Annotated in this window: 18 protein-coding genes; 5 read left to right on the top strand and 13 right to left on the bottom strand. The window is 41.3% G+C overall.

From position 1 onward, the window contains the following. Positions 1 to 37: 37 nt before the first annotated feature. From ACYIA1_RS16080 to dinD, 7 genes are all read right to left on the bottom strand, one after another. Positions 38 to 2,341 (bottom strand): TonB-dependent receptor, encoded by a 2,304-nt coding sequence (locus tag ACYIA1_RS16080; RefSeq protein WP_480335866.1) that lies wholly within the window; start codon positions 2,339 to 2,341, stop codon positions 38 to 40. 144 nt (positions 2,342 to 2,485) lie between these two features. After that, entirely contained in the window at positions 2,486 to 3,373 is an 888-nt protein-coding gene (locus ACYIA1_RS16075; RefSeq protein WP_196009294.1) for a LytR/AlgR family response regulator transcription factor, read from the bottom strand. A 108-nt stretch (positions 3,374 to 3,481) separates the two neighbouring features. Then, entirely contained in the window at positions 3,482 to 7,105 is a 3,624-nt protein-coding gene (locus ACYIA1_RS16070; protein ID WP_480335864.1) for a glycosyl hydrolase 2 galactose-binding domain-containing protein, read from the bottom strand. A gap of 32 nt (positions 7,106 to 7,137) precedes the next feature. After that, a complete protein-coding gene (locus ACYIA1_RS16065; protein WP_122370271.1) occupies positions 7,138 to 7,917 on the bottom strand; it encodes a radical SAM protein in 780 nt (259 codons plus the stop codon). A gap of 33 nt (positions 7,918 to 7,950) precedes the next feature. Beyond that, complete coding sequence (locus ACYIA1_RS16060) at positions 7,951 to 10,011, bottom strand: ComEA family DNA-binding protein (protein WP_259013254.1); 2,061 nt, start codon at positions 10,009 to 10,011, stop codon at positions 7,951 to 7,953. Between the two features lie 13 nt (positions 10,012 to 10,024). After that, positions 10,025 to 10,834 (bottom strand): PorV/PorQ family protein, encoded by an 810-nt coding sequence (locus ACYIA1_RS16055; protein WP_480335862.1) that lies wholly within the window; start codon positions 10,832 to 10,834, stop codon positions 10,025 to 10,027. Positions 10,835 to 10,855: 21 nt separating this feature from the next. After that, a complete protein-coding gene (gene dinD / locus ACYIA1_RS16050; protein WP_480335860.1) occupies positions 10,856 to 11,683 on the bottom strand; it encodes a DNA damage-inducible protein D in 828 nt (275 codons plus the stop codon). A gap of 119 nt (positions 11,684 to 11,802) precedes the next feature. On the opposite strand from dinD, the gene ACYIA1_RS16045 reads away from it, so the two are divergent. After that, on the top strand, positions 11,803 to 12,408 hold the full coding sequence (locus tag ACYIA1_RS16045) for a DUF4294 domain-containing protein (protein ID WP_008778681.1): 606 nt from the start codon (positions 11,803 to 11,805) through the stop codon (positions 12,406 to 12,408). Here the strand turns inward: ACYIA1_RS16045 and ACYIA1_RS16040 are convergent. After that, entirely contained in the window at positions 12,400 to 12,930 is a 531-nt protein-coding gene (locus tag ACYIA1_RS16040) for an RNA methyltransferase (protein ID WP_005863736.1), read from the bottom strand. The two genes, ACYIA1_RS16045 and ACYIA1_RS16040, sit on opposite strands and share 9 nt — an antisense overlap. A gap of 696 nt (positions 12,931 to 13,626) precedes the next feature. Here ACYIA1_RS16040 and nadA point away from each other — a divergent pair. Then, positions 13,627 to 14,613, top strand: a complete 987-nt coding sequence (gene nadA / locus ACYIA1_RS16035) for a quinolinate synthase NadA (protein WP_005863738.1) — start codon at positions 13,627 to 13,629, stop codon at positions 14,611 to 14,613. A 530-nt stretch (positions 14,614 to 15,143) separates the two neighbouring features. Here the strand turns inward: nadA and ACYIA1_RS16030 are convergent. Beyond that, positions 15,144 to 16,106, bottom strand: a complete 963-nt coding sequence (locus tag ACYIA1_RS16030) for an IS3 family transposase (RefSeq protein WP_009018803.1) — start codon at positions 16,104 to 16,106, stop codon at positions 15,144 to 15,146. 26 nt (positions 16,107 to 16,132) lie between these two features. Continuing rightward, complete coding sequence (locus ACYIA1_RS16025; RefSeq protein WP_005862367.1) at positions 16,133 to 16,510, bottom strand: transposase; 378 nt, start codon at positions 16,508 to 16,510, stop codon at positions 16,133 to 16,135. A 232-nt stretch (positions 16,511 to 16,742) separates the two neighbouring features. On the opposite strand from ACYIA1_RS16025, the gene ACYIA1_RS16020 reads away from it, so the two are divergent. The 3 genes from ACYIA1_RS16020 to ACYIA1_RS16010 are packed head-to-tail and all read left to right on the top strand — an operon-like array spanning position 16,743 to position 21,621. Then, positions 16,743 to 19,163: a TonB-dependent receptor domain-containing protein gene (locus tag ACYIA1_RS16020; RefSeq protein ID WP_480335857.1), complete on the top strand. Its 2,421-nt coding sequence runs from the start codon at positions 16,743 to 16,745 to the stop codon at positions 19,161 to 19,163. A 20-nt stretch (positions 19,164 to 19,183) separates the two neighbouring features. Further along, positions 19,184 to 20,626 (top strand): MBOAT family O-acyltransferase, encoded by a 1,443-nt coding sequence (locus ACYIA1_RS16015; protein ID WP_048926947.1) that lies wholly within the window; start codon positions 19,184 to 19,186, stop codon positions 20,624 to 20,626. A gap of 35 nt (positions 20,627 to 20,661) precedes the next feature. Further along, a complete protein-coding gene (locus ACYIA1_RS16010; RefSeq protein ID WP_227154513.1) occupies positions 20,662 to 21,621 on the top strand; it encodes a hypothetical protein in 960 nt (319 codons plus the stop codon). Here the strand turns inward: ACYIA1_RS16010 and ACYIA1_RS16005 are convergent. From ACYIA1_RS16005 to ACYIA1_RS15995, 3 genes are read right to left on the bottom strand one after another with little or no spacing between them, the layout of a single operon-like run. Next, positions 21,605 to 22,657, bottom strand: a complete 1,053-nt coding sequence (locus ACYIA1_RS16005) for an acyltransferase family protein (RefSeq protein WP_048926945.1) — start codon at positions 22,655 to 22,657, stop codon at positions 21,605 to 21,607. The two genes, ACYIA1_RS16010 and ACYIA1_RS16005, sit on opposite strands and share 17 nt — an antisense overlap. 4 nt (positions 22,658 to 22,661) lie before the next feature. Continuing rightward, positions 22,662 to 24,992, bottom strand: a complete 2,331-nt coding sequence (gene porZ / locus ACYIA1_RS16000) for a type IX secretion system anionic LPS delivery protein PorZ (RefSeq protein ID WP_480335855.1) — start codon at positions 24,990 to 24,992, stop codon at positions 22,662 to 22,664. A gap of 1 nt (position 24,993) precedes the next feature. Then, positions 24,994 to 25,575 carry a non-canonical purine NTP diphosphatase gene (locus tag ACYIA1_RS15995; protein ID WP_480335853.1) on the bottom strand — a complete coding sequence of 194 codons (582 nt, stop codon included), beginning with the start codon at positions 25,573 to 25,575 and terminating at the stop codon, positions 24,994 to 24,996. Positions 25,576 to 25,596: the final 21 nt, after the last annotated feature.

Below are 25,596 nucleotides of genomic sequence, written 5' to 3'. Positions count from 1 at the left end.
CTATATAAATGAGAAATACCCCATAGAGACGGGTTTCTTAGAGCCTTCTTATTTCCTCCTCAGCGGCTCCTTTTCCCTTATACTTATTTTTGGTCGTATTAAACTTATAGCGAACGGTCAGTCGTACCTCACGGCTATCGGTTACATTATTCACCGTCAGATCCATGTGTTTGTTATAAATCACGTTGCCATCTTTACGCCCATGCGTAAGATCAATACCTTGTAGATTAAAGGAAAGACGGTCATCAAAGAAAGACTTAGTGAGCGAGGCATCCATCATAAACACGTTCTTGTTGATATAAATATTTTGGAAATCACCTTTACCCTGAAAAAACAAATCTACATGTAGTGTCCATCCATAAGGAAATTGAATTCCATTGTTAAACCGGCCGATAAACAACGGTCTATCCATAGAAAGCATCCTACTATTATGCTCAATATCCATCCATTGTTTCTGTAAACCTATCGTGAGTTGAGGATGCCACTTCTTTATAATAGGAGACGCTATCAAAAACACCGATACGTTATCAATCCGGTCATAATTACGATGCGTAATGATCGTTATAGCAGGATTTTTCTCATATTGATCCGTCATATAAAGAATAACGTCTTTTTCTCTCTGGTAGCTCAACATAAATTGAAACCAATCATAACTGCCTGATAAAGTGATATCGTGTAGGTTTGTAGGTTTTAACGCCGGATTACCGTTCATATAGGTAAACCGATTGATATAGTTCATATTACTTGACAATTGAGCGTAAGTAGGGCGTTTCGTTTTCGTCGTATAACCAAGTTGGGTTTGTAGTTTTCCTATTTGCGTGGATAACGAGACATTTGGAAAAAAATTATCATAGGAACGTTCTGTTGAAACATGTTCATAACGCAAACCCATATTTAGGTAGGCGATACGGATAAACTTACTATATTCAGCGAAAGCTCCCGCACGATCTTCCCGGATATGGCTATCGGTTGTAGGAAGGATTTCCTGTGGATTAGTAAATAAGTCTGTACGGCGGGTACTGGTAAACTCCGAGCCTAGGCTCAAATTACCACCTGCTAATGGATAGGAAGCAATCAATTTAGCGGCGTATAACTTATTGTCCACATTATTAGTGGAGGTCACGATACGACTTTCTCGCTCTTGACTGTTTTCTATTACCTCATTTCCTGTCCTCGCTTCGCTCCTTAGCATATCCGCATTGAAATCCAAAGAAAGCTTCCCTACGGCTCCCGAATAATAAACGTTGATTTGGTGAGCTGGATGTTTCACGGTCGTACTATAACTCTCACTCAATAAATAGTCATAGAAATCATCATTGGCATCAATCCGACTTTCTGTTTGTCCCCTTATTTTATTTTCTGGAGAGGCAGACATTATATAACGGACAGCCAAAGAATGGTTATCGTTAACTTGATAATTCACTCCCAGCTCTCCCCGGTAATCATTATCCAATGAATGCTGCTCCATCCGATTCTCTTGCCGCCAAAGCGTATCGACATATACTTGCTGACTTACATTATTGATGAGCAAATAGTTGTTATGCACATATTGAAACATAGCAAATACATCCAGATTATTATGACGGTAGTTTAAATTCAATTGTTCCGTAAAATCCGTGTTTTGCGACTGTCCCCAAGTAGAGCGAGCCTCAAAGCTCATCCCTTCACCTTCACGCTTTATAGTCTTAATACGGATAACTGATTTCACTTCCGCCCCATAACGTGATCCCGGATTAGTAATCACCTCTATTTGACGAATCTCAGAAGAGCTAAGACGATCCAGTTCGGAGAGATCCCTTACTTCACGTCCATTGATATATATAACAGGAATACCTTTACCGAACACCTGAAACTCCCCCTCTTTGCCTTGTATGCCGGGAATATACTTCAATACGTCGTTCGCTGTCCCGGATTTGCTTAGCAGGCTGTTTTCTATGCGGGTTGTCAAGGTACCGTCTTTGATCTGGAAATCCGGTCGTTTCCCTATGACAACGGCCTCATCCAACAAGATCGCCTCATCCGACAAAACGATATTTTCCATATTACCGGCTCGTGTATCTCGGTAGATGGTTTGATAACCGATCGAAGATATTTTGATCACATAAGTTCGTATAGATATAGAATCTCCTGTTTGAATGCGAAAACTACCACTCTCATCACTAACCGTACCTTGAAGGAAAGAAGAATCCGGAACAGATAACAATACTATATTAGCAAATTCCACAGGTAAACCCTGACGATCCGTAATTGAGCCGGTGATAAATTGCGCCGATCCATTGACAGCCACAAATAATAACAACATAACATTAATAAGAATCTTTTTTACTACTGACTTTTCCATATCGCTGATTATTTTTGCAATTGATTTTTCAGCAAATATAAAGTGGGTAAAAAAGCCAGTCAAACAATAGGGATAGATGTCAAGATTTGGTGATAAAACATGGAAATCTGTGCCTTATCACAAGTTTTAGGGATAAAATACAACCTAGTTTTCCTTATTAAGAAAACTCTTAAAGTCTTTTAGATAGGTACGTGAGACAGGAATCTCTTGTTGTGTATCCTCCAAATTCAAACGGTAGCCTTGCGCATTACCGTTTATGTTCATGATTTTATTCACGTTTACGATATAAGCCCGGTGACAACGGACAAAACAACCATATTTCTCCATCATCTCATCCATTTGCTTGATCGTGGAACGGAGAAGTTTATGCTTCATATTCCCTTCCTCTCTATAACAGACATCTACATAATTACCAGAAGATTCCATATACATAATATTATCCGGAAGTACGCAAATCGATTCTTTTGTATCGCCGGACAGGGTTATGGCATCACCCCCTTTCTCTTCTTGTATATTTCGTTCGGATAATAGTTTATTCATCCTTTTCGCTTCTTGCAAATTACGTTTCAAAGCATTATTCTCTATAATGAAAAATCCGAAAATAAGGGGAATAATAACAATCGTGATCGCCGCTGACACATCTATAAGCAACATTTTATAAAAAATAGTCGTATCTAAATCACTCCAAAAGTCCATTCGCATCAAGAAGTAATAGTCATAAATGAAACAAGCGAGTCCCAAAAATAACAAAAAGCAGGAACAATGTAGTAAGTTTTTACCAATAGTCCATCGTTCAGGATCATAAAAACGTTTGAATAATTTAGGAAACAAGACAAAAGCGACAACAGAAAATATAAATGTCAAGCCTACGAAACACCATAATACCCAAAACTGTATCACGCTATTTAGCCGATAGTGAAAAGGCTCGAAAATAGCGAGTATTAACGCCACTACCATCGAGTTTAACAGAACGATCACCCATGGTCTATCTATAGCGTACGTAGGTTTATTAAGATATTCCTTCAAATTCATATTCAATTCTCACATGTAGTTAAAGATAAAATTTTCACAAAGGTATGCATTTGGATATAAAAAATCCCCTAGATCAAAATCTTTTGACCTAGAGGATTAATCTATCTATTACTCTACATTATAACCGGAGATAACCACCTTCGGGGTCTCGCCTCTCGTATCTACATCTTTCCAATGGATGTTGATCTCTTTCTTCTCGCCCGGAAGCAAGGAGAAATAGTTGTCGCTATAGAACATCGGGAGGAATTGCTCGCCATCCTTCTCGCCCACTACATTCACACGGATCATCAGAGCCGGGGTGGATGAAGTATTCTCTAAGGTAGCGGTAGCGGTCCAAGTACCGTCATTACCCTTATTGGTTGCCACGTTGGATCGTAAAGTAACCTTTGGCATCTCACGCAAAGCTTGGTAGTTGCCTTCCTCTACGCCACGCAGATAGAAGTTATCCGATACGATCTTGCCATTCTCGGTCAATGTAAGCTTCACGAAATGAGTATTGGACACACTAGCGGGAAAATCTAATTTCATACATCTATTTGTCGTATCCTCCTTGCTGTCCACGGATACCTCGTTTTCCCACGAGATAGAACCGTCCATATTGATGATTTGAGCCTTCGCCGTCAAGCCATCACGTACGCCGGCGCTATAGTTCACCACCTCGATCTCGTCCGTCACCGGATTCCATTGGATATGCAAAGGCTCGGAAGCTTTCTTACAGCCAAAATAAGCGGCGGTAGGCTCGAAATAATAGTCATAGGTCTGCCATACCATAGAAGGCCATGCCGGATGCGTCATCCACAGCAATAATCCCTTACGGTTCAAGCTTCTCGATTCGAACATACCCCGGTAACCATCATAGTTTACCCACTGAGCCAGATCGGCGAATTCCTTGGCGTTGTTCGGCTTACCGAAGCCCTTTTCGATGATAGCGTTGAAAGAAGCGCAAGACTGGGCGCCTTCCATCGTATAATCATGTTGCCCCCATTGAGCGTTTTGCGGCCAAAGCGCTTCCGGAGAGAAAGTACGAACCAAGCTCTCGTAATTCATCACGTTGGGCATACCCCGCTCACTATGGAACTTATCACTACCATTCTTCAAGCTAAAGTATTCTTTAACAGGAAGCGCACGGTACGGGCCATGGCCACTTACCACCTCATCCGCCGAGCTGGAGATATAATGTAAGCCCGGATGATCCTCTTTCACGATACGGCGTAAAGCCTTGTCGATCTGCTCCGGCGGGAAGCCCTCGTTGCGCCCGCAATAAATACCGATAGAGGCATGGTTACGGAAACGTTTCACATAATCCTCAGCATTAGCGATAAACATCTCCGGATCATAAGGATCGGGTCCGTCGGAAGGATTCGCCAACCAGAAATCTTGCCAAATCATGATACCATGACGGTCGCAAGCCTCATATAATTCTTTATCGCCAATCTGTCCTACCCAGTTACGCATCATCGTAAAGTTCATATCGGCATGGTAAGCCACGGCGATATCGTACTCACGACCCCGGTAATTCAGATTAGACTCACCAAATCCCCAGTTACCGCCACGGCCTATAAAACGACGACCATTGATAAAGAGACTCAAGATACTATTATTCTCATTGAAGGTCATTTGTCGGATACCTACCTTGAAATCCTCAGAGTCGGATACCTTATCACCTACCTTAAAGGTGAAATTAGCGTCGTATAAATAAGGAGATCCGTACCCTTTAGGCCACCACAAACGTGGATTCTGAACCTTCAATTGGCTAAAGGTATTCGGGTCGAAAGCAACGCTCTTCTCCTCGTTGGCGGCCAATTCCACCGGTTGCTCGAAAGTGATATCACCGATCTTTCCTGTCAATATACCCTTCACGGGAGCGGCATCATGGTTCTTCACGATCACTTCCGGAGTCAAGGTAGCGGAAGTCGTATCCGGCAACGGTAATACAACCTGTACGAACGGGTCTTGAATCGTTACCTTGCCTGTAGAAGTCAAGTACACATCATCCCAAATACCGATATTACGACCACGGATCGTCGAGATCCAATCCCAACCGATCGAAGCGTGGAAGGTCGGGTTATCAGCGCCTAAGATACCACCGTTGAAATCCGTATTCTTCTCACATTTCTCCTTGATAGCTCCGATATGCTCATTCTTGATGATCTCCACCGCGACAACGTTCTTACCCGGTACGACCCTGTCTGTAACGTCAAATACACCCCGGATAAACGCTCCCTCGATACGGCCGATCTTGTTACCGTTTAAATATACATTCGCTTTCCAGTTGATACCATCGAAATTCAAGAACAAACGATCTTGCTTGAATCCTTCGGGTACCTCAAACTCATCCCTATACCAGAAATTAGAGTTGAAGAATGACTCGGATATCTGCATCAAGTTATCCGCGTAATTCGGATTCGGGATAGCTCCGATATTCTTATAACTGCTCAATACCGTTCCCGGTACGGTCGCCACGATCCAATTTTCCGGAGAGAAAGAAGGTTTCGATATTTCCTCACCAGAAGCGGTTACCTCGGAAGCTCGTTGTACTTTCCAGTTTCCGCCCGACAAACGGATCTCGTCTTTTGTAGAAGCCGGAGCAGCAGCCGGTTGGGCAAGCAAGCCACCTTTACCCATCACCTCTATCTCGCTTAAGATATAGCGTCCGTCATTAGCCGGTTGCTCCATCCATACCCGTACGTAGCGGCCCTTTCCTTTTAGCTTGATCTCATCCAGATTAGCATCTCCACCCGGAAGATTCGCTATGTCAACCCATTGTTTCGCATCGTCAGAAACTTGAATCTTACCCTTGATCGCTTTATTGATCCAATGTAATTTTACTTTGTCGAATTCGGATTGGCTACCCAAGTCCACATAGACCCACTCCTCTCCTGTCGTGGCACTCATCCAAGCGCTATTAAAGAATTTGGAAGGAAGCAAATCTATCAACTTATCTTGGTTATAGAAATTCATCTCGAAGAATGCCCAATAAGCGGCACCTTCCATTTTCAATCGTATCCGATAATAAGCATATTCACCCGGTTGATCGAATGTCAAAGTCTCATTCAACATACGGGTGGGCAACGTACCCGGATCCCAGCTATTCTTATTCGGGTCCGAATGGGCCTTATACTTGCTGGCCTTACCCGGCATACCTTTACCCTTTAAGGCAGCCAATTCCGTCCAAGTATTTCCATCATTCGATCCCTCGCAAACAATCTCATATCCATCCTTAATCTTATTCTCGTCATAAGCCACGCTGCCACGAAATTGTACCTTGTCGGCTTTCTCTTTCCAGTTATTCAGCGTGAACAGGAAATAGGCATCCTCGCCTGTAACCGCATTACGAGAATAAGGACCTTGATCGATCATCCACTCACGCTCACGACGAGCAATCTCCCCATTTTGTGTGGAAAGATCCAGATACTGAGGCTGTTTATCGCTAATAACACCATCCGTCACCAGTTGAGCCGTTAGATTGTAATCATAACTGGAGGAGTTGTAAGCGCTACGCAAAAGAGCTATGTTACGATACGTGGAATAATCCGGACGTAATGAAGGAGAAAAATCCTCCCCCGGATCTCCCGGATACGAACCGATACCTCTGGTATAATAATCCGACCGATCGAAAGATTCCGCCGGAACACCGCTCTGCCCACATCCCCCTAGCAATGCTGAGACCGCTACCGCTCCACAAAGCGTCAAGAGTCGAGGCAATTTTTTCTTTTTACTGAATGTTCTCATACTACTTATTGTGTTTCTCTAAATTAGTTAGTTTAATAAGATACCGTCACGTCAAAACCCTCCTTCCGGGCCCGTTCCGCAATCGCATCTAATTCTTCTTTAGTAGCTTTTTTCAAAGCTTTAACCGGGGTCTCCCTATCTATCGTATAAATCATGACTTGTTTCGGACGGATTTGTTTTAAGGCGGAAATCCAGCCCGCTATCTCCTCTTCTGTCATATTATTAACCGATTCCCCGTTTAATTCCCCCTTCAAGAACATGGTCTGTATAATCAAGTTTCCGTTAAAACGACATAATTGTTTTAATAAAGACTCGAAATTAAACGCCGGAGAATTAGGTACGTCTATCTGCCGAATCCGACTGTCTAATACAGAATCCAGTTTCAATATGTTATCCTCTATTTTATTCAAGGCTTGAAAGACCTCCTCTTTCTGGAGCATCGTAGAATTAGAAAGTACGGCGATTTTAGCATCAGGGAAAAATCGATCCCGGGTAGCGATCGTATCATCAATGATTCCACCGAATTCCGGGTGTATCGTAGGCTCTCCGTTTCCGGCGAATGTAATTACATCCGGAGCGATCCCTTCCGCTTTCATGGAACTTAGTTTTTGCTCTAAGGCTTCCCTCACTTCCGTACGAGTAGGCAGTTTACTATGGGTCCTATGATTCTCATTCAATCCACATTCGCAATAAATGCAATTAAAAGAGCATAATTTCCCGTCTGTAGGAAGTAAATTCATCCCTAAAGAGACACCTAGACGCCGACTATGTATCGGGCCAAATACTATTTTATCAAAAAGAATTGTAGACATAGCGCTGTTTGTTTTTACCCACGCAAATCTACTCTAAAATTTCCAGCGAAGCAAAGCATAAAGATCTGTTTTATCAGAACCGCTTATCTCCTCCGTATCAGTACCTATCAAATCCCTGTCCCAATAATGGGTGTAAGCCAGTTTCGCAGATAAGGATAAACGTTTCCAAATATCCAGACGAAAGGTAAGGGCAAACCGCATCCCATCCCCATAAAAAGAGGGCATATTAAAGGCATACAATATATTCTTCTCATACGAACTGACCCGGCTATTGTAATCATCCGTATGAAACCACGCTAGATAACCATCCATTTGAAGAGGTAGGGTAGTGGGCTTCCAGCCTATACTTTGGGAGATCATAATTCCTTTATTAAGTTTCTTTATAGGATCATCGAATAGAATACCATCTAAGGAAGTCTTAAAAATAAAAGGAGAAGAAAAGTTATAAACCTGTTGAAAACGAATACGATGTTGTTTATAAGAATTGATTCTCAATAAATTATCATTTTCAAAAGTTCTATTCTTTTCTTTTTGCCGGTATTTATAACGAAGATAAGCTGAATAGTTTCTACTAGGGGTATAATCTATCTGAGCCATATATTCCTGTCCTCCGGAAGGAGCGTCTATCCCGTATTTCAACCAAGGAAAACGGAATAAGTCCGCATAAATGGATAATTTCCAGCGGGCGATCGGGGTTAATTGCAATCCCATATAAACCCCTTGCTCATTCTGAACCGTAGAGCCTTGCGAGAAAGCGTTCCCAAACAAAGCTTGATAACGGCGATCGTAATAGCGGTATAATACCAAGAAAGATATATAAGAAGCGGGTGTTAACTGCAAGGCATTCAAGGTAGAAATAGCTCCGTTTTTCGAAAGAGCGGTCTCGCCATAAAACTTGATACGGTTACTTTTCAACATATAGTCAACACCGATGTTGAAATTGTTGGAACCTCTGAAATAGAACAAATTATAAGGTTTTGGATCGGGGTCCATCTTAAACTTACCGAATGAATAGGAGAGAGCCGTTAAACCTACATGAAAATGAGATGTAGCATAGCGGATATTTCCTCCATATACCTGCATCGTTATCATTTTCCTCTTTTCCCAATCCCGTTGTAAACGATGAAGTCCATCCGTTTTTAATGAGGTGAATGTCAAGCGATCTACGGCCGCATCCATTTTTCGGTACGAATAGAAAACACTTATATCCAAGTTTTTAATCGTGATCGTACTAGCCACCCCTCGGAAGAAATCCTGTTCATTGGTTGAGAAGTGCCTACGGAAGCCATTTGTCCTTCGCTCCGCTTGAGCGACTACTGCCGTACGACTAGGAGAAAAGTCATTGCTAATCACCAGACCTTGTCCGAAAGACATCTTGTAATCCCCTATAGCCAAGCTTTTTAACCAGTTGATATCTTTTAGGAATAGATGTGCGGAATAAAAGTCATATCCTTTATGATATGCGTTCCAAAAAGGTTCGCCCGCATCTTTCTCGGCTACGAAGCCTGCTTGTAAACGATCCTCGAAAGTATAGGAATAACGTAAGGAGTGATAGAAGGGTTCTCCTCTATATTTACGATTCGGATGTAGCGAAAGTATGCTGTCCGTTTGTTCACCATATCCCTTTTTCTGTTGAAAACATTGATCATACCTGATTTGTAATTCATTACGACCATATTTCAACAGGTTCTTAACCGTAAGTAACCGTTTTTCAACAAGATTATTACCTATATAAACAAAGGGAAGGAGAAGAGATATCGTCTGAAAATCGATATCCTCTATATTCTTCAACTCATAGATGCTAACCATATTTCCGTATCGTTTCCGGTAGGAAAGTAGCTGCTCGATTTGGCGATCGGATAGAAAAGGTAATCGCTTCAGTTGTTCTTCCGTCACGGCATTCAAATCAAAAGGATGCTCAGTTAAATAAGATAAATCGGCATACAAACTTTCGATACGCTCCGTATCCTCGGTTTCCAAGGCTAGTTCCTCTACATACTCCATCCACTTATCAACAGAATATTCTATTTGAGAATTAGCGTAATAACTATTTATCAACAGGATTATCGACAAGATTATAAACAATCGTTTCATAGCTAAGTATCATTTAAAAAGAGAATGATAAACCAAGACTGGTACTCATCCCTAAAATCGGATGGTAAATAGAGGCTACATCTATCGTAAAGCAAGAAAAGTTATAACCAATTCCTAAAGAGGGCAGGAGAGGAGCGGTCTGTATTCCGGTACGAATAAAAAAAGAATCGAAAGCGGTGTATTCAAGACCTAAGTTTCCAACAACTAGGTTTTCATTTTCCGTTCCTACACTTCCTGTAATTAACAGACTGTTTATAATCTCCCATTGAAAACTTATTTGAATTAAATAATAATTAAAATCTTCTATTTCAATATCTTTATCTCCTATAGAAACAGAAGGAAAATTCATTATTAACATTCCTATTAACAACTTATCAATAGGAGAGAAAGTGATTCCAATATCTGTTGACAGTCTGGATCTTGTATTTTCCAATAGATCAGTTTGCAAGAAACTATAGTGAACTCCAAGCCCTAACGCCCATTGATCCCCCAAGCGTTTTCCTCCCAGCACACGAACCATCATCTCCCTGTACTTATCAAACCCGAAAACAGAGATATCAACACCTGCGGATAATAGTTGATTCGGATAATAAAAACTACCGGACATCGTACCCAGTTCTTTCAACATGTACCGATTAAAGTATTCTAAATGAATGGATTTTTTATCTTTATCGACAATAAGGGCCGGATTGAATAAAATAGATTGCGTCGCCACATTCCCTCCCATTCCCACGCTACGAACATCCGGTAAACGTAAGTTATCAACACCATGTACATACAATGAAAATACCCCCGCAAACAGGGATAGCAATAGATATTTCATAGTTAAGATTTTGTATGGTTTCTATTTATTCTTCAAGTTTTGCTTATTATCCTTATTTATCCTACGCTGTACCTTTTTAATATCCTCATTAGGAGAAAGTTGTTCAGGCTTAATCCCCCTTTGCAATAACATATCACGTACAGCAGTATTGTTATCAATATGTTCTTTTTCAATAGGAGATTGTCCATATAGATCCTTCGCTTGCACATTTACGTTTGTCATTTCAGTCGCTAGGTCTTTAGCTTTTATACTTATAGTCGGTAAAAAATCAGCGATAGGTCTATTCGTGGGGACGTTCATTCTCTTTTTCAACATCTGTGTACTTAAATTGAATAAAGCTTGATCTCCCTTAGAACGAATAATCGCAAATCCTTTATTATCAATACCTCTTTCGTATAAGATTCCAGATAATTGTTTTTCAGTCTGACTCAATTTTTCCCTGGCCTTTAAGCGTTCACAATCCAATAGACGTTGTTCAATCACCTCGGCCTTACGGGTTTGTACCGCAAAATAAGTCTGTGCGAAAGCGACTTGTGGTTTACGGCTATCACCATTTTGTGCGATTAAATAGCATGCGTAGCGTGTTAATAAAATGTCATCTATTTGTTTTTCAACACCATAACCTATTGAAACCATTTTCCCGACGTCGGGAAAATGGTTTTGTACATCTTCTCCCGCATTCAGGCACGCTTCTTTGGCTTTCACCACTACATTATTGATAAAGTTATCCCATTTGGCATATCCTAATAGAGGTTGTAACTCTCTGGCACTCCAGCATTCTATGCCTTCTACCTCACATGAAATGGATTCGAATTTTCCGAATAGGGCGGTAATTTCTTCTTTCTTCATAGTTAATATATTCTTAAGTTGTTGTCAATTGCGCAAATGTAATGTTTTATATTCATTTAGCAAGTTATTAACAGATAAATGATGCTGAGAGTCACGCAGTATTTATATTTTCGCGGTATATGATACGAAAAGGGATATATTGTATTTTGGCTCTACTCGCTCTCTGTAGCTTTAAAGGGATGGCGCAGGCGGTAAAGACAAATATTGTTCCGGAAGGTTATCAGAAAGCTCAACTGTATGAAGGTGATACAATGGCTGTCGTCAACCTTCGGGAAGTTTTCATATATCCTCAAGTTAAGTTTAAGAATAAGCGTGAACAAGCGAAGTACAATAAGTTAGTACGAGACGTAAAGCGTACTTTGCCCTATGCCAAGATGGTGTATGATACGTTGATAGAGACCTACGAATACATGGAAACCTTACCGAATGACAAGGCCCGCCAAGCCCACTTGAAACGGATGGAGAAAGAGTTGTTCGCCCAATATAAACCGGAACTAAAAAAATTATCCTTCTCGCAAGGTAAGCTACTTATCAAACTGATCGATAGGGAATGTAATCAATCCAGTTACAATTTATTGAAAGCCTATCTAGGAAGTTTCCGTGCGGGCTTTTGGAATTTCTTCGCCGGAATGTTCGGAGCCAGTCTGAAATCGGAATACGACCCGAAAGGTAAAGATGCCATGACCGAACGGGTCGTCGTATTGGTTGAGAATGGTTTAATCTGATAGTTGCTTGAAGAAATCCCAGATCACGATACCGGTAGTAACCGATACGTTCAAGGAATGCTTTGTACCGTATTGAGGTATTTCAATACATATATCACAGTTATCAACCACATTTTGTTGAACGCCTTTTACCTCGTTACCCATGACGATAGCGTATTTCTTTGTTTTGTCTAACTGCAAGTTATCTAACATGACACTACCTTCCGCTTGCTCTACGGCACATACCGTATACCCCTCTTGGCGCAGTTTATCAACAGCCTCCGGGGTATCCTTGAAATATTCCCAATCTACGGTTTCTTCCGCTCCTAAAGCGGTCTTATGGATCTCCGCATTCGGAGGGCAAGCCGTAATACCACAAAGATAAATAGCCTCTACCCGGAAAGCATCGGAGGTACGAAACACGGAACCCACGTTGTTTAGACTTCTAACATGGTCTAAAACAACGATTAAAGGTATCTTCTTACTTTCCTTAAAAGCCTCGGGAGTCAGGCGGTTCAATTCGGTTACTTTTAATTTTCGCATAACAAATATCTTTGACCGCAAAAGTAGCGAATATCCGTGGATATGCCGTTGAAAAGCTATTAATAAGTAGTGGACATAAAATGAAAAATATTTCTTGCTTTATTCAAATACTTGTCCATACACCCCCCTTTCTCAAATTAGCAAATGAATAAGCCACTTATTTATTACGCGCTATCAACAGCCCTTATACACCTATTGACAGCCTTGCTGGAGGATCTATTTTTTCACAATCAAGGTTATCAACAATAAACAGCTAAATATTCATAAAGTCTATAACTATAAGAATTACAATCTATAGATAGACATCCATGCTGTTGGTATCCTTTTGATAAACCGTTCACAGACTTTAATAAGTCAATAACCAAAGATTGTAACAAAAATGTATTAACCATTTCAACAGCCTATCATATTCATCATATTTATTTTTAAAATTAAAGATTAATAAGAATATAATATAATGATTGTGGATAACTCTTGATGGTTCACGACAGCTCATCCATCGACAGCAAAGATAAGAATCTTTCTTGTTATTTCTATAAATGAAGAAAGTTTATACCTTTGTGCTTTGTGAACAATAGGTTGATAAACTAGATAAGATGAAGATTATCAGTAATACTTTCTGTGGATAATATTGTTTATATATAGTGAAAAGCCTATTGGGAGCAGTAGAAACAGGAATCATTAATATATAAGGCTATGTTGACAAACCAATCAATCGGGTACATGGATGCGCCCGTTCCTAAGGATTTAGACCTTAAGGAAGCGATCGACAAGTTACGTAAAGAGAAGAATGCGATTATTTTGGCGCATTACTATCAAACAGGCGATATACAAGATATAGCGGACTATGTGGGAGACAGTCTGGCCTTGGCACAATGGGCGGCTAAGACGAAGGCGGATATCATCGTGCTTTGTGGGGTTCACTTTATGGGAGAGACGGCGAAGATCCTCTGTCCGGATAAGAAAGTGCTGGTACCGGACTTGAATGCCGGTTGCTCCTTGGCGGATAGTTGTCCGGCTACGGAGTTCGCCGAGTTCGTCAAGCAACATCCCGGTCATACGGTAATCTCTTACGTGAATACGACCGCCGCCGTGAAAGCGGTCACGGATGTGGTGGTTACTTCCACGAACGCCCGCCAGATCGTGGAGAGCTTCCCGGAAGGTACACCGATGATTTTCGGTCCGGATCGTAACTTAGGTAATTATATCAATAGCATCACGGGACGTAATATGTTGCTTTGGGATGGCGCTTGCCACGTGCATGAGCAATTCTCATTGGAGAAGATCTTATCTTTGAAGAAACAGTACCCGAACGCGGAAGTGATCACCCATCCGGAATGCAAGCAGCCGGTTATACAGGTCTCAGACTTCGTAGGATCGACCGCGGCTTTGCTGAAGCATACCATTAAGTCCGACGCGAAACAATTCATTGTAGCGACGGAAAGTGGCGTTATTCACGAGATGCGCAAGCAGAGTCCGGATAAGGAATTCATCCCGGCTCCTCCGAACGACAGTACTTGCGCTTGCAACGAATGTAATTTCATGCGCTTGAACACGATGGAGAAGCTATATAATTGCTTGAAGTTCGAGATGCCGGAGATATTCGTGGACGAGGAGGTACAGAAGAAGGCCATCAAACCGATCAAGAAGATGTTGGAGATCTCTGAGAAGCTGGGACTCTGATCCAAACAAATGCGGGATAGATCTCAACCGATAGGCCGGACTTGAGTGATATAAAAGCTAAGCCCGGTCTATTATATGTAAATAATCAAAATTATGTACAATATCTACAACTATCCTTATAATCATTTGAATTTAAAATATTTATCCTATTGTTGTAGATAGGAAAACATCTACAATAGTAAGTCTTTATCTACCATCATTTCCCGCTTTTAGTAAGTGTCTTTGCCATGCCATCAAAGGAATTTTCTACACTCTACGTATATAATCAGTCCGTTTTTCTTCCTTTCTTTATATAGATAAAATATTAATATATAAGTATTTGTGGTTTTTTATGGTATAAAACAAAAGTTTTACACATAGGAAACATTTGTTTTCATAGAAGAAAACTAAAGTTTTGTACTGAAGAATGTCTTTTCCTGATTTATCTAGACACTTTTTTTGTTTATAAACGTAATCAGTAGACAGTAGTTATAAAGTAATACTGATATAGTAGTCACTTCTTTTAACTTCATACTGATAACATAGACACATTACCTCTGGGCCGAACAGAGCCCTTCTGAGAGATTAGTTGTTCGGCTTTGCAAAGCTATCGTATCCATCTCTTTCTCGTTACTTTTCACGGGTTTTCTTTTATTCCGCCACATTTTTATTTGCGTTTCCTTCTCCCCGTGCACTATGCCCGGGGTTTTATAACCGACACTCATGTGCGGTCGGCGGTAGTTGTAGAAGTAGATGTAGCGCTCTATCACGCTCGCGGCACGCTCGATGGTCTCGAACAGCCCTTGCCTATAGAGGCGTTCCACTTTAATTATCCCATTGATACGTTCCGCCACGGCATTGTCCGTGGGCTTGTAGTCTTCCGTCATGCTGATGGCAATGCCATGCCGCCGAAGGCGCTCCACGTACGCGTCGCAACAATACTGCACGCCACGGTCAGAGTGGTGTATCAGGCCCTCCAGATTTTCACTCCCTGTCATCTCAACGGCCTGGTCTATGGCCTGCCGCAACGCCTCAAGCGTGGCTGAGGCACGCAAGCTATCAGCCAGTACCCATCCCACTATCTTATGGGAATAAGCATCCGTGACCAGATGCAGGTAACAGACGTCTCCGCCGGCAAGCGGTATATAGGTAATATCGCTAACCCACAGTTGATTGGGAGAGGTTGGGACAAAGCCCTTTATCAAGTTCTTCCACTTATGGTAACGATGGTTGGAATTGGTTGTGCCCCTGGCTTTGCGCGGAGGAAGCATCAGGCGGTGTCGACGAAGCAGCGTGTAGAAGCTGTCGCGACCGGGCATGAACCTCTCTCCGAAGAGGGCGGTGAGCATGATCCACAGCTTGTAACCACCGATACCGGGATCCTCGCCACGTATCTCACGTACGGTATCCAGCATGAGACGTTCATTCTTCACATGGCTCCCTATGTCAGCCTTGGACTGGTAATAGGCTTGACGACAATGGCCAAACAGACGGCAGGCTGGCGCTACTTTCATCTTGCGAAGCCTGACCAGTTCCGTTACTATTTGGCCCCAGGTTTTTTTCTGATGGGAATGTTAAAATACTCTTCCGCACGCGTGATCATTAAATCACGGGCCTCGGTTTCCAACCGGGAGAAGGCAAGGGCCTTCTCCAACTCCTTAACACGCTTCTTGAGTCGCGCGTTTTCATCATGGTAATCCTCTTTGCTTCGATCGCTCATATCCGTAGGGGCTTGACACGGAGCCAAAGATACCTCTTTTACCACTGATTCATACTTCGCCAGCCATTTATTTAACAAAGTTATCCCACTAATACCATGTTGTTTGCAAAAACTGGTTTTGCTCATGCCGGATTGATAATAAGAATGAAGAAGATGCAATTTCTCTTCTTCGCTGTAATGCTCATGTTTTTTGCGCATAATAATTACACATTTTATTGTTATTGAATGTGTCTACCTATATCAGCATAAGACAGAAACTTCTGTTTTCCCATATAGAAACTTTTGTTTCCTTAGGAAGAAACCATTTGCTTCGCTACTCGAACTCGGACGATCCCGGGAAAGAATATATCAAGAATGATCGCTATTAATTACCGTAACATTCTGAATTTAGTTACTTTTGCGTAGAAATCTAATTGTAATTCTCAATATCATGAAAAAGATAGGACTAATGTTGGCCTTATTATGGGTGATTTGTGCGCTCTCGTGGGCTTCTTCTCCGGATGCCCGTATTAAGGGGCAGTTAATAGATGCCTCTACGAATCAAGTGATTAATTATGCGGATATCTTTCTGTTTGCGATGGGAAGTGAAAAACCTTTGCAACAGACTTTTCCGGACGATCAAGGACGTTTCTCGTTTACTAAGGTGGCTCCGGGTAATTATGTGGTCATGGTCCGTCTGATGGGATATGATGTGTTTACAAAGAATGATATCATCTTGGATGCCTCGTCTCCGGTGGATTTAGGTAAGTTGATGATGAGTCCCTTGGAGGTAGGTATCGCCGAAGTGGAGGTAGTGGCTGAGAAACGCCAATTGGTTTATAAGTTGGATAAGAAAGTGGTCGAGGCTTCCTCCAATATGATGGGAGGAGGCGGTTCCGCCGTGGATATATTAGAGAATACGCCTTCCATACGGGTAGACGCGGAAGGCGATGTTACTTTTCGTGGAAGCAGCGGCTTTTTGGTTTACATAGATGGTAAGCCGAGTGTCTTCTCGGGTACACAGGCTTTGGAGCAAGTCCCGGCCGGGCATATAGAGAATATAGAGATTATCACGACGCCCTCCGCCAAGCATGATACGGAAGGCGACGTGGGCATTATCAATATTATCACGAAGAAGCATTCCCAGCGAGGATTGAGCGGGATGGTGAATCTCTCGGGAAGTACGTGGCTTTCCCGCCATGTCGATTTCTTGTTGGCACAGCAACATCAGCGTTCCCGTTGGTACATCGGCGGACAGTGGACGGATCGTATGCGTAAGAGTGATTTCGATCAAGAGAAGAAGACGGTGGTTGGCGATCAAACAACGACTTCGCATTCCGTCGGGCCTCGTACGGGAGACAGTTACCATTATACGCTGAAAGGCGGTTGGAGCCTGAATCTTCCCAAGACAACCATCGCGTTGGATCTGGAGGGCGGCTATGGCGGAAATAAGCGTAAGGGAGAGATGAACTATAAGGAAACCCGTTCGGTAGCGGGCGGCTCTCCGGTGACGGAAGATTATCGAAGCATAGATGATTATGATAATGATGAGAATATAGGTTTGGGAAGTCTGGCGGTACAGCATAAGTTCAACGATAAGGGGCACGAGCTTTCCGGTAGCGCCTATTACAAATATGGCGGTCATGCGTTGGAATATTTCTTTAATGACTTGATGTCTTTGGAAGGGCAACGCCAACAGGGGCACCGTGCTTATGAGGCCGAGCATCGGGAAACGATGCGTATCAATCTGGATTACGCCTTGCCTTTCGGGAAAGGAGGTAAGCTAGAGGCGGGTTACCAATATTATTCTTATCTGGAAGACGGCGATTACAATATGGAATGGTGGGACCCCAAGGGACAAACGTTCTTTTGGCGTGACGATATCTACAACACGTTTTATTTTCAAGAAGGGGTGAATTCTATCTATACGATTCTTTCCCATACGTGGAAGAATTTAGAGGCGCAAGCCGGCGTTCGGGGAGAGCATACGCATACGGTCTTGCGAAGTTCCGTGGAGGGAGCGGATCGTACGAAGAATCGTTTTGAGTTTTTCCCATCGGTGCATTTGGGCTATACGTTCCCGAATGAGCATCGCTTGTTGGCTTCCTATTCTCGTCGTACCACACGTCCGCAGCTTTTCTATATGGAGCCTTATATTACGTATCGCGACTTTTATACGGCCGAGATCGGTAATCCGGATATACGTCCGGAGTACATCAACTCCTTTGAATTGAACTACCGGAAGAATTTCGGGGAAAATACGGTATCCGCTACCGCCTTTCATCGGTATCGGAAAGATAAGATCGAGCGGTTGCGCGTACCTTATTCAGCCGGTGTAACCTTAGACTCGATGTCAAACGTAGGACATGATTATTCAACAGGTATCGAGCTAAGCGTCAGCCTGCATCCGGTACGTTGGTGGAATACCACGGTCAACGGAAACGTTTATCACTATAAGGTGAAGAACGAACAGGCCGCCGGTGGAAATACGACCTCAAGCACCAATTACGATATCCTATGGAATAACCTGTTTAATCTGGGGAAATACACCCGTATCCAATTGGATGGTAGTTTTGTAGGCCCTTCCGTAACGACGCAGGGCCGTACGGACGCTTATTGGTATGCGAACGTAGCCGTTCGCCAGCAACTATGTAACCGAAAACTAACCGCTACCTTAGCTTTCCGGGATATTTTCCGTTCTGCCAAATATATCAGCGATATCCAAACAGCGGATTTACGCTCCCTGACACGTATCAAACCCAAATATCCACAAATCACGTTGACGTTGAGTTGGACATTTAATAGTTTCAAGGCCAAATCCACCCAAGCGAAAGAAGATCGCTCGGAGATGTTCGAGGGTATAAAGCATTAGTATATATCTTCGCGGTTATTATGCTATTTAATTCGATTGAATATTTGATTTATTTGCCAATCGTATTTTTATTGTATTGGCTTGTCTTCGGAAAGCGACTACGACTACAGAATTTATTTGTAGTCGTAGTTAGTTATCTTTTTTACGGGTGGTGGGATTACCGGTTCTTGGCATTGATAGCCCTTACCTCTTTCTGTAGTTGGCTGAGTGGGATAGGAATAGAGGAAGTACGTGCGAGGGCCGGGAAGATACCTCGCTGGTTCGATAAAGGTATCGTGGCTGCGAATGTCATATTTAACTTACTGATACTCTCTTTCTTCAAGTATTACGACTTTTTTGTGGATAGTTTGATAGATGCTTTCTCTTATATAGGGATTTCATTGCACATCTCTACGCTTTCTCTCTTATTACCGGTCGGGATTAGTTTTTATACATTCCAAGCCTTAAGTTATACGATTGACGTGTATAGAGGTAAATTACCGGTAACAAGAGATATCGTTTCCTTTTTCGCATTTGTTAGTTTTTTCCCTCAGTTGGTGGCCGGTCCTATCGAACGGGCTACTAACCTGTTGATACAATTTGAGAGACCTCGCAGCTTCGAGTATAACGACGCTGTAGATGGGATACGACAAATGATGTGGGGGTTTTTCAAAAAAATCCTGATAGCCGATAATTGTGCCTTGGTCGTAGATGACATATTCGGGAACTATGGAAATTACCCGGCTAGTACTTTGCTATTGGGAGCCGTTTTGTTCTCATTCCAGATTTATGGAGATTTTTCCGGATATTCAGATATCGCTATAGGTACAGCCAAGTTGTTTGGGATACAGTTGAGGCAAAATTTCCGGTATCCCTATTTTTCTTTAGATATAGCCGAATTTTGGAGACGTTGGCATATCTCGTTGAATACTTGGTTCGTAGATTATGTATATATTCCCTTGGGAGGTAGCCATAATGGTTTCTTTAGACATATTCGGAATATCTTGATCATATTTTTCTTGAGCGGTCTTTGGCATGGAGCGAACTGGACATTTGTGGCTTGGGGTGTTTATCATGGTTTGCTATGTATAGCATTGTTGATACTAAAGAAATATGTAAAGATAAGGTTGATACCATCAAACGTTGTGTCTATGTTGGTTACATTTGGCTTCGTGGTGATCGGATGGATTCTATTTAGGGCTGAGAATATATCAATGGCATTCGATTATATATATGATCTGTTCTCCTCTTCTTTATTCCGTGTGCCTAAGGTAAGTGGGGCCAATAATGTTTCTGCTTTATTATCGCTTATTTTTATTGCTTGTATGCTGGTGGTCGAATGGATGAACCGGGAACGACCGTTTGGATTTGATATTAAGAAAATACGAAGTATATATATACGATATACTTTATATGCGATCCTCTTATTTTGTATATATTTCTTCGGAAATAACGCTTCTAGCTTTATTTATTTTCAATTCTAGCAAGTATGAAACCAACGCATAAACAAATAAAGAGTATGATAAGATTCCTGTTGTTTCTGGGGATCTTGTTGTTTTTGTTCAATCAGATCACTCCCTATCTCTATCGATTATTGCCTAACGACTACGTACGAACACGACTTATATGGAGTACGTTAAATAATCCGGAAGAGCGTCCGGATCTTGTCATTTTAGGTAATAGCCGCGGTATGAGTGGTGTGAACGGATACAAGTTAGAAGCAGAGTTGCGAGGAAATCCCTGTGTATATAATCTTACCTCTACCGGTCAGAGATTGAGTGAGAGTGCCTTGTATTATTCCTATTTACCATCTTCTGTTCAAGTAGTTGTACAGTGTGTGGATTTAGATCAATTACGTGGCCCGATCGAATTGGATGATCCCAACCGGGTAGCTCTACATATGTATGGATATAAAATGGATGGTTTTACCCGTGAATTACTTCCTGCTTTAGAGAAACCTCTAAGTGAACCGAATTTATACTATAATTATGTGGCTCGAAATTGTTTATTCTCCGGCTTGACTACTTATCTGCGTAATAAGTTGGATGATGATGTTATCCCCGGAATTATAACCTCTGATTTACGTTATCCAAACTCTACGATGTCTGATAGAAATGAATCTGTCTATAAACGGAAAGTAGAAGAACAGAATGAAGAAAATAAATTCGAGGCATATCAAATCACTCCTGAATGGAAAAGGTTAATAGAGCGTTCTTCCGTTTATTTTAGGGATAGGGGTATTATTTATTGTCTGGTTGTCATGCCGTATAACCCGGATATAACAGCTTTTACAGTAGCGGAGAAACAACGAGCTTTGCGAATGTTTACTCAAATGTTTGATTCTATCCTTATCGTCGACTGTATGGATCTATTGGATACGTCGGATTTTTATGACGCTATCCATCCGAACCGGAAAGGAGCGGAGAAGATAACAGATCAGATCATCCGGTCATTGCGTTCTTCTAGGCTTTCTTTTTAGGATGATATAAACAGGGTTTCTCTATGTATTTCCAGGATAACATACCCAATCCGGTGCTAAGGATAGTGGTAAGAGCCAATGTCAATATCAAGCTATACCGATCAAGTCCGTAATGAATGAATATTTGGATGATCGGGAAATGAATCAAGAAAATACCATACGAGAAATTTCCCATCCGGTTGAATACATGTAACCACTTGAATCCGTAAGCTACCGTGATAATGATAGAGGCTAGAGCGATAGGCTCGAAAATACTCAGCAACATATACTCTCTACCCAATAAAAGAAATAGGCTGACAGGGAACAAATATCTCATATATTTTCGAAAAACAGGGAAATAGGCAAGTATGATAATACCGGAACAAAAGTACATCATTTGTCCGGGGAATTGTCTTTTCATGAATTCATAAATAGGGTTGTGTGTCATATCATCTAAATAATTACACGTTGTCGAGTAGATGAAAGATAAGATATAAATAAGAAGTAGGCATACCAATTTATTGTATCTTTTCAGTAACCAATAGATAATGGGTATGGTGATATATAGCATGAATTCAACCTTGATAGTCCATAAAGACCCATTCATCGCTTGTAAAGGATTGGTATCGAATACGCCGGGTAAATCCGGCGATAAAAAGTTAAATGTAAGTAAATTACAGATAAGATAGGTGTATAAGCTAGAAGAGGTGAGGTATTCCCTGCAGGATAAAGAGGTAAGGAATAATCCGATTAAGGCACATAATAAAATAGTCAAGCTGTAGGCGGGCATAATACGTTGAATACGTTTACGGAAAAAAATCCGGGTATTAGGCGTACGTAAGAAGCTAAACATAACAAGAAATCCACTAATAATAAAGAAACCTTTCACTCGAAATCCTCCGCTAACAAACCAAAAAGGATCTGTCTCTGTCAGTGTGCTGAAATGGTTGAACATGACAGAATACGCAAGAAAGAAGCGAATAAAATCAAAATTATTCGCTTCTTTTACTTGATTTATTAATCTGGAGTTGAGTAAAACTTTCTCTGATTGATTCATTGTTCTATTTGACTACAATGATTTTTGTTACGACGCTCTCTGAGGCTTCCTCTGTGGAAGCTAGTACAAGATATACGCCTGTCGCTACACGTGATCCGTTTGCGCTCCGGCAATTCCAGATAGCTTGTCCCCCCAAGGATTTAGTTTGATAAATAATATTTCCGTTTAAATCCGTGATTTTTACATTCGAATTATCCATTAATCCTACAATCGTTACTTTATCCATATGTTCGGGACGTACCGGATTAGGATATGCATAGATCTCCGAGTAATCAGATTTACCTTCCGAAGCTTCTCCTTGATAGGAATTTAGTCCTTTATCGGTACCGATAAAAACCTCACCGGTCTTATCGTTTATCTCTATATCGTATATGTTATCGGAAAGGAGCGGGCTATTGGTCGTATTAAATTGATAAACGATTGTCTCATTATCATTATCTAGAACATAAACGCCATTTCCTTTGGTTCCAATCCATTTTCGATTACCTGCGTCTACTTTTAGGGTCGTGACGACAACGTTATCTAAGAAATAAGCGAGATTGCCAGTTTCCTCATTGGTATATTTTACCCTTGTACAACGTGTAGCGGCTTTATCCTCAGCGGAAGAGATCCTAGGTTTAGTGAAATATACGGCCCCCCGATTCGTACCAACCCAGATATATCCATCCTTATCCTCGGCTACGCATGTATAATTACTAGGAGTCAATTCTTTTCCGTCGGTATCAATAAGTGTAGTAAACTCATACGAGGAAACTTCGTCTAAAGACTCGCTATTCGGTATCATTACAAGTTTAGGGGTGTTACGAGGCACATAAATCCATTTATCGTTCGTGGAGGTTATAAGTATATCGTTTATTGTATAGACTCCTCTAAGTTGCTCGATATCCAAACGATGCCATGCTCCTGCTTTGTCAAGAACAAGTACCGCATGGTTAACCTCTGAGCTTGTCATCCACAAATTTCCATTTTTATCAAAGGCCAGTCCATCTATATAACAATAACCGGACCCATAGCCTCCTGCGGTTTCTTTAAAGGCATTCTTTTCATTGTATGACTGGATGGGAGTTCCATTCTTATATTGGATAACGCCATCACCCATGGAAGAGGCGTATACGATCTCATCATTAGAATCATCGGTCGTTACGGCTATACTTGTATAGTCTCGTGGATTTCTTGGTAAATTGAGTTTCTTTTGGGCTTCTTTAGGATCGATAAAAGACCATTTATCATAATCGTATGTAAGAATATAACCTCCTTTGTCGAAGCGCTTACCATTTAGGAGGTCTTTACCTCCTATGATCATATATACTTTATCATTTTTACAAACAATATCGAATGCGCTATTGCTGTAAGGTCCGTCTAAAATGATAGGTTCATTAAGAGCCTCAAAACTATTTGATCCTTTCCGTTGGATAGAACGTAGCCCTTTGCTTCCTTCCGCTATCCAATATTTGTCTGTTTGATAGGTACTGATATCATTGATACTTAAGTTTATTTGGTCAAACTTTTGCGTATCGGATACGATGAAAACCCTTGAGTTATCTATACATGCTAATTTTTCGCCTATTACTTTCATGTATTTTAGGGTTGAGCTATTTATTATTCGGGAAAGCTCTCCATTGTTTTCATAGAAGATACCTTGCTGACTGACCAAGTAGAACAAGGTATTCTTGAATGAAGCGATAGCTGAGATCGTATGACTATCGGAAAGGTTTGATAATCCATAGGGCTTCCAGTTTGCCTTATCCAGTAGGTTTTCTTTTAATGAGGCGTATATAATCCCCGAAGATACTTCTGCCTTATTGGTTGTAGAGGCATATATATTGCCATTCTGTATGGCACACGATGTTATATTTAAGGAAAGCTTGTAGGTATCCTTTATTTCCTTTTTGGCCATATTGATCACGACGATACCGAATGCTGTCGATAAATAGGCATATTCATCATGTACCAATACTGAATTGATTTGTTTGTCTCTTATGGACGTACTGGTCGACAGATAAGGTAGATTTGTCGCCACTCCTCCCTCAAGTATATCTATATTTGAATTATCATAGATAATAAGGAGTGATTTTGTTTGTTTATTATAGCGGATCAAAGAAATCGTATTATCATTTAATCCGTTTCCTTTATAATATTGCTTAATACTATTATCTTCTTTTCCATACGTATAAAGAGATCCTTCCGCTACCACAAATACTTGGTCGTTCGATTCCTCTACGCTGTTTGTGTTATTGTAAGAAAGATACGTTTTCCATCCGGTTGTATTAAAATTCGCGGCTAATACAGTGAATGAAAAGAATGAAAATAGAATGATAGTAAGTATATGTCTCATATTAACAATTGTAATCAGATAAAAATGATGTTAACTTCATGACGGCTTTCGCACGATGGCTGATCTGGTTTTTTGTATCGTTACCCATCTCGGCGAAAGTTTGTGTATAGGTATCAGGCATGAATATAGGATCGTATCCAAATCCGCTATTTCCGCGTTTTTCGGTAGTGATAGAGCCATTCACGATACCGTCGAAGGTATATTCTTTTCCGTCAAGGACTAGAGCTATGACCGTGCGGAAACGTGCTTTTCTGTTTTCTTTATGATTCATTTCGGACAACAGCTTGTTCATATTAGCTTCCGAGTCGTGCCCTGTTCCTGCGTAACGAGCCGAATAGACTCCCGGAGCATTATTCAATACCTCGACTTCTAATCCCGTGTCGTCAGCGAAACAATCATATCCGAATTTCTCCTTGATATAGCGGGCTTTTAGCAAAGCATTTCCCTCTAAGGTATTTGCCGTCTCGGGGATATCGTCATGGCAATCTATATCGGATAAACTTATGATTTCCGCGTATCCGGCGGTTATCTTGCGGACCTCGTCCAGTTTGTGTTGATTATTTGTCGCGAATACAAGTTTCATATTTCGTAATCTATTAAATAA

Source organism: Parabacteroides sp. KHUB-02 (assembly GCF_056640955.1).
The sequence above is the reverse complement of the archived record's forward strand: the minus strand, read 5'-3'. Positions and strand labels throughout refer to the sequence as shown.

Coding starts and splice junctions, on each gene's coding strand:
- ACYIA1_RS16080 (WP_480335866.1), bottom strand. CDS start 2,341: ATGGAAAAGTCAGTAGTAAAAAAGATTCTTATTAATGTTATGTTGTTA.
- ACYIA1_RS16075 (WP_196009294.1), bottom strand. CDS start 3,373: ATGAATTTGAAGGAATATCTTAATAAACCTACGTACGCTATAGATAGA.
- ACYIA1_RS16070 (WP_480335864.1), bottom strand. CDS start 7,105: ATGAGAACATTCAGTAAAAAGAAAAAATTGCCTCGACTCTTGACGCTT.
- ACYIA1_RS16065 (WP_122370271.1), bottom strand. CDS start 7,917: ATGTCTACAATTCTTTTTGATAAAATAGTATTTGGCCCGATACATAGT.
- ACYIA1_RS16060 (WP_259013254.1), bottom strand. CDS start 10,011: ATGAAACGATTGTTTATAATCTTGTCGATAATCCTGTTGATAAATAGT.
- ACYIA1_RS16055 (WP_480335862.1), bottom strand. CDS start 10,834: ATGAAATATCTATTGCTATCCCTGTTTGCGGGGGTATTTTCATTGTAT.
- dinD (WP_480335860.1), bottom strand. CDS start 11,683: ATGAAGAAAGAAGAAATTACCGCCCTATTCGGAAAATTCGAATCCATT.
- ACYIA1_RS16045 (WP_008778681.1), top strand. CDS start 11,803: ATGATACGAAAAGGGATATATTGTATTTTGGCTCTACTCGCTCTCTGT.
- ACYIA1_RS16040 (WP_005863736.1), bottom strand. CDS start 12,930: ATGCGAAAATTAAAAGTAACCGAATTGAACCGCCTGACTCCCGAGGCT.
- nadA (WP_005863738.1), top strand. CDS start 13,627: ATGTTGACAAACCAATCAATCGGGTACATGGATGCGCCCGTTCCTAAG.
- ACYIA1_RS16030 (WP_009018803.1), bottom strand. CDS start 16,106: ATGAAAGTAGCGCCAGCCTGCCGTCTGTTTGGCCATTGTCGTCAAGCC.
- ACYIA1_RS16025 (WP_005862367.1), bottom strand. CDS start 16,510: ATGCGCAAAAAACATGAGCATTACAGCGAAGAAGAGAAATTGCATCTT.
- ACYIA1_RS16020 (WP_480335857.1), top strand. CDS start 16,743: ATGAAAAAGATAGGACTAATGTTGGCCTTATTATGGGTGATTTGTGCG.
- ACYIA1_RS16015 (WP_048926947.1), top strand. CDS start 19,184: ATGCTATTTAATTCGATTGAATATTTGATTTATTTGCCAATCGTATTT.
- ACYIA1_RS16010 (WP_227154513.1), top strand. CDS start 20,662: ATGATAAGATTCCTGTTGTTTCTGGGGATCTTGTTGTTTTTGTTCAAT.
- ACYIA1_RS16005 (WP_048926945.1), bottom strand. CDS start 22,657: ATGAATCAATCAGAGAAAGTTTTACTCAACTCCAGATTAATAAATCAA.
- porZ (WP_480335855.1), bottom strand. CDS start 24,992: ATGAGACATATACTTACTATCATTCTATTTTCATTCTTTTCATTCACT.
- ACYIA1_RS15995 (WP_480335853.1), bottom strand. CDS start 25,575: ATGAAACTTGTATTCGCGACAAATAATCAACACAAACTGGACGAGGTC.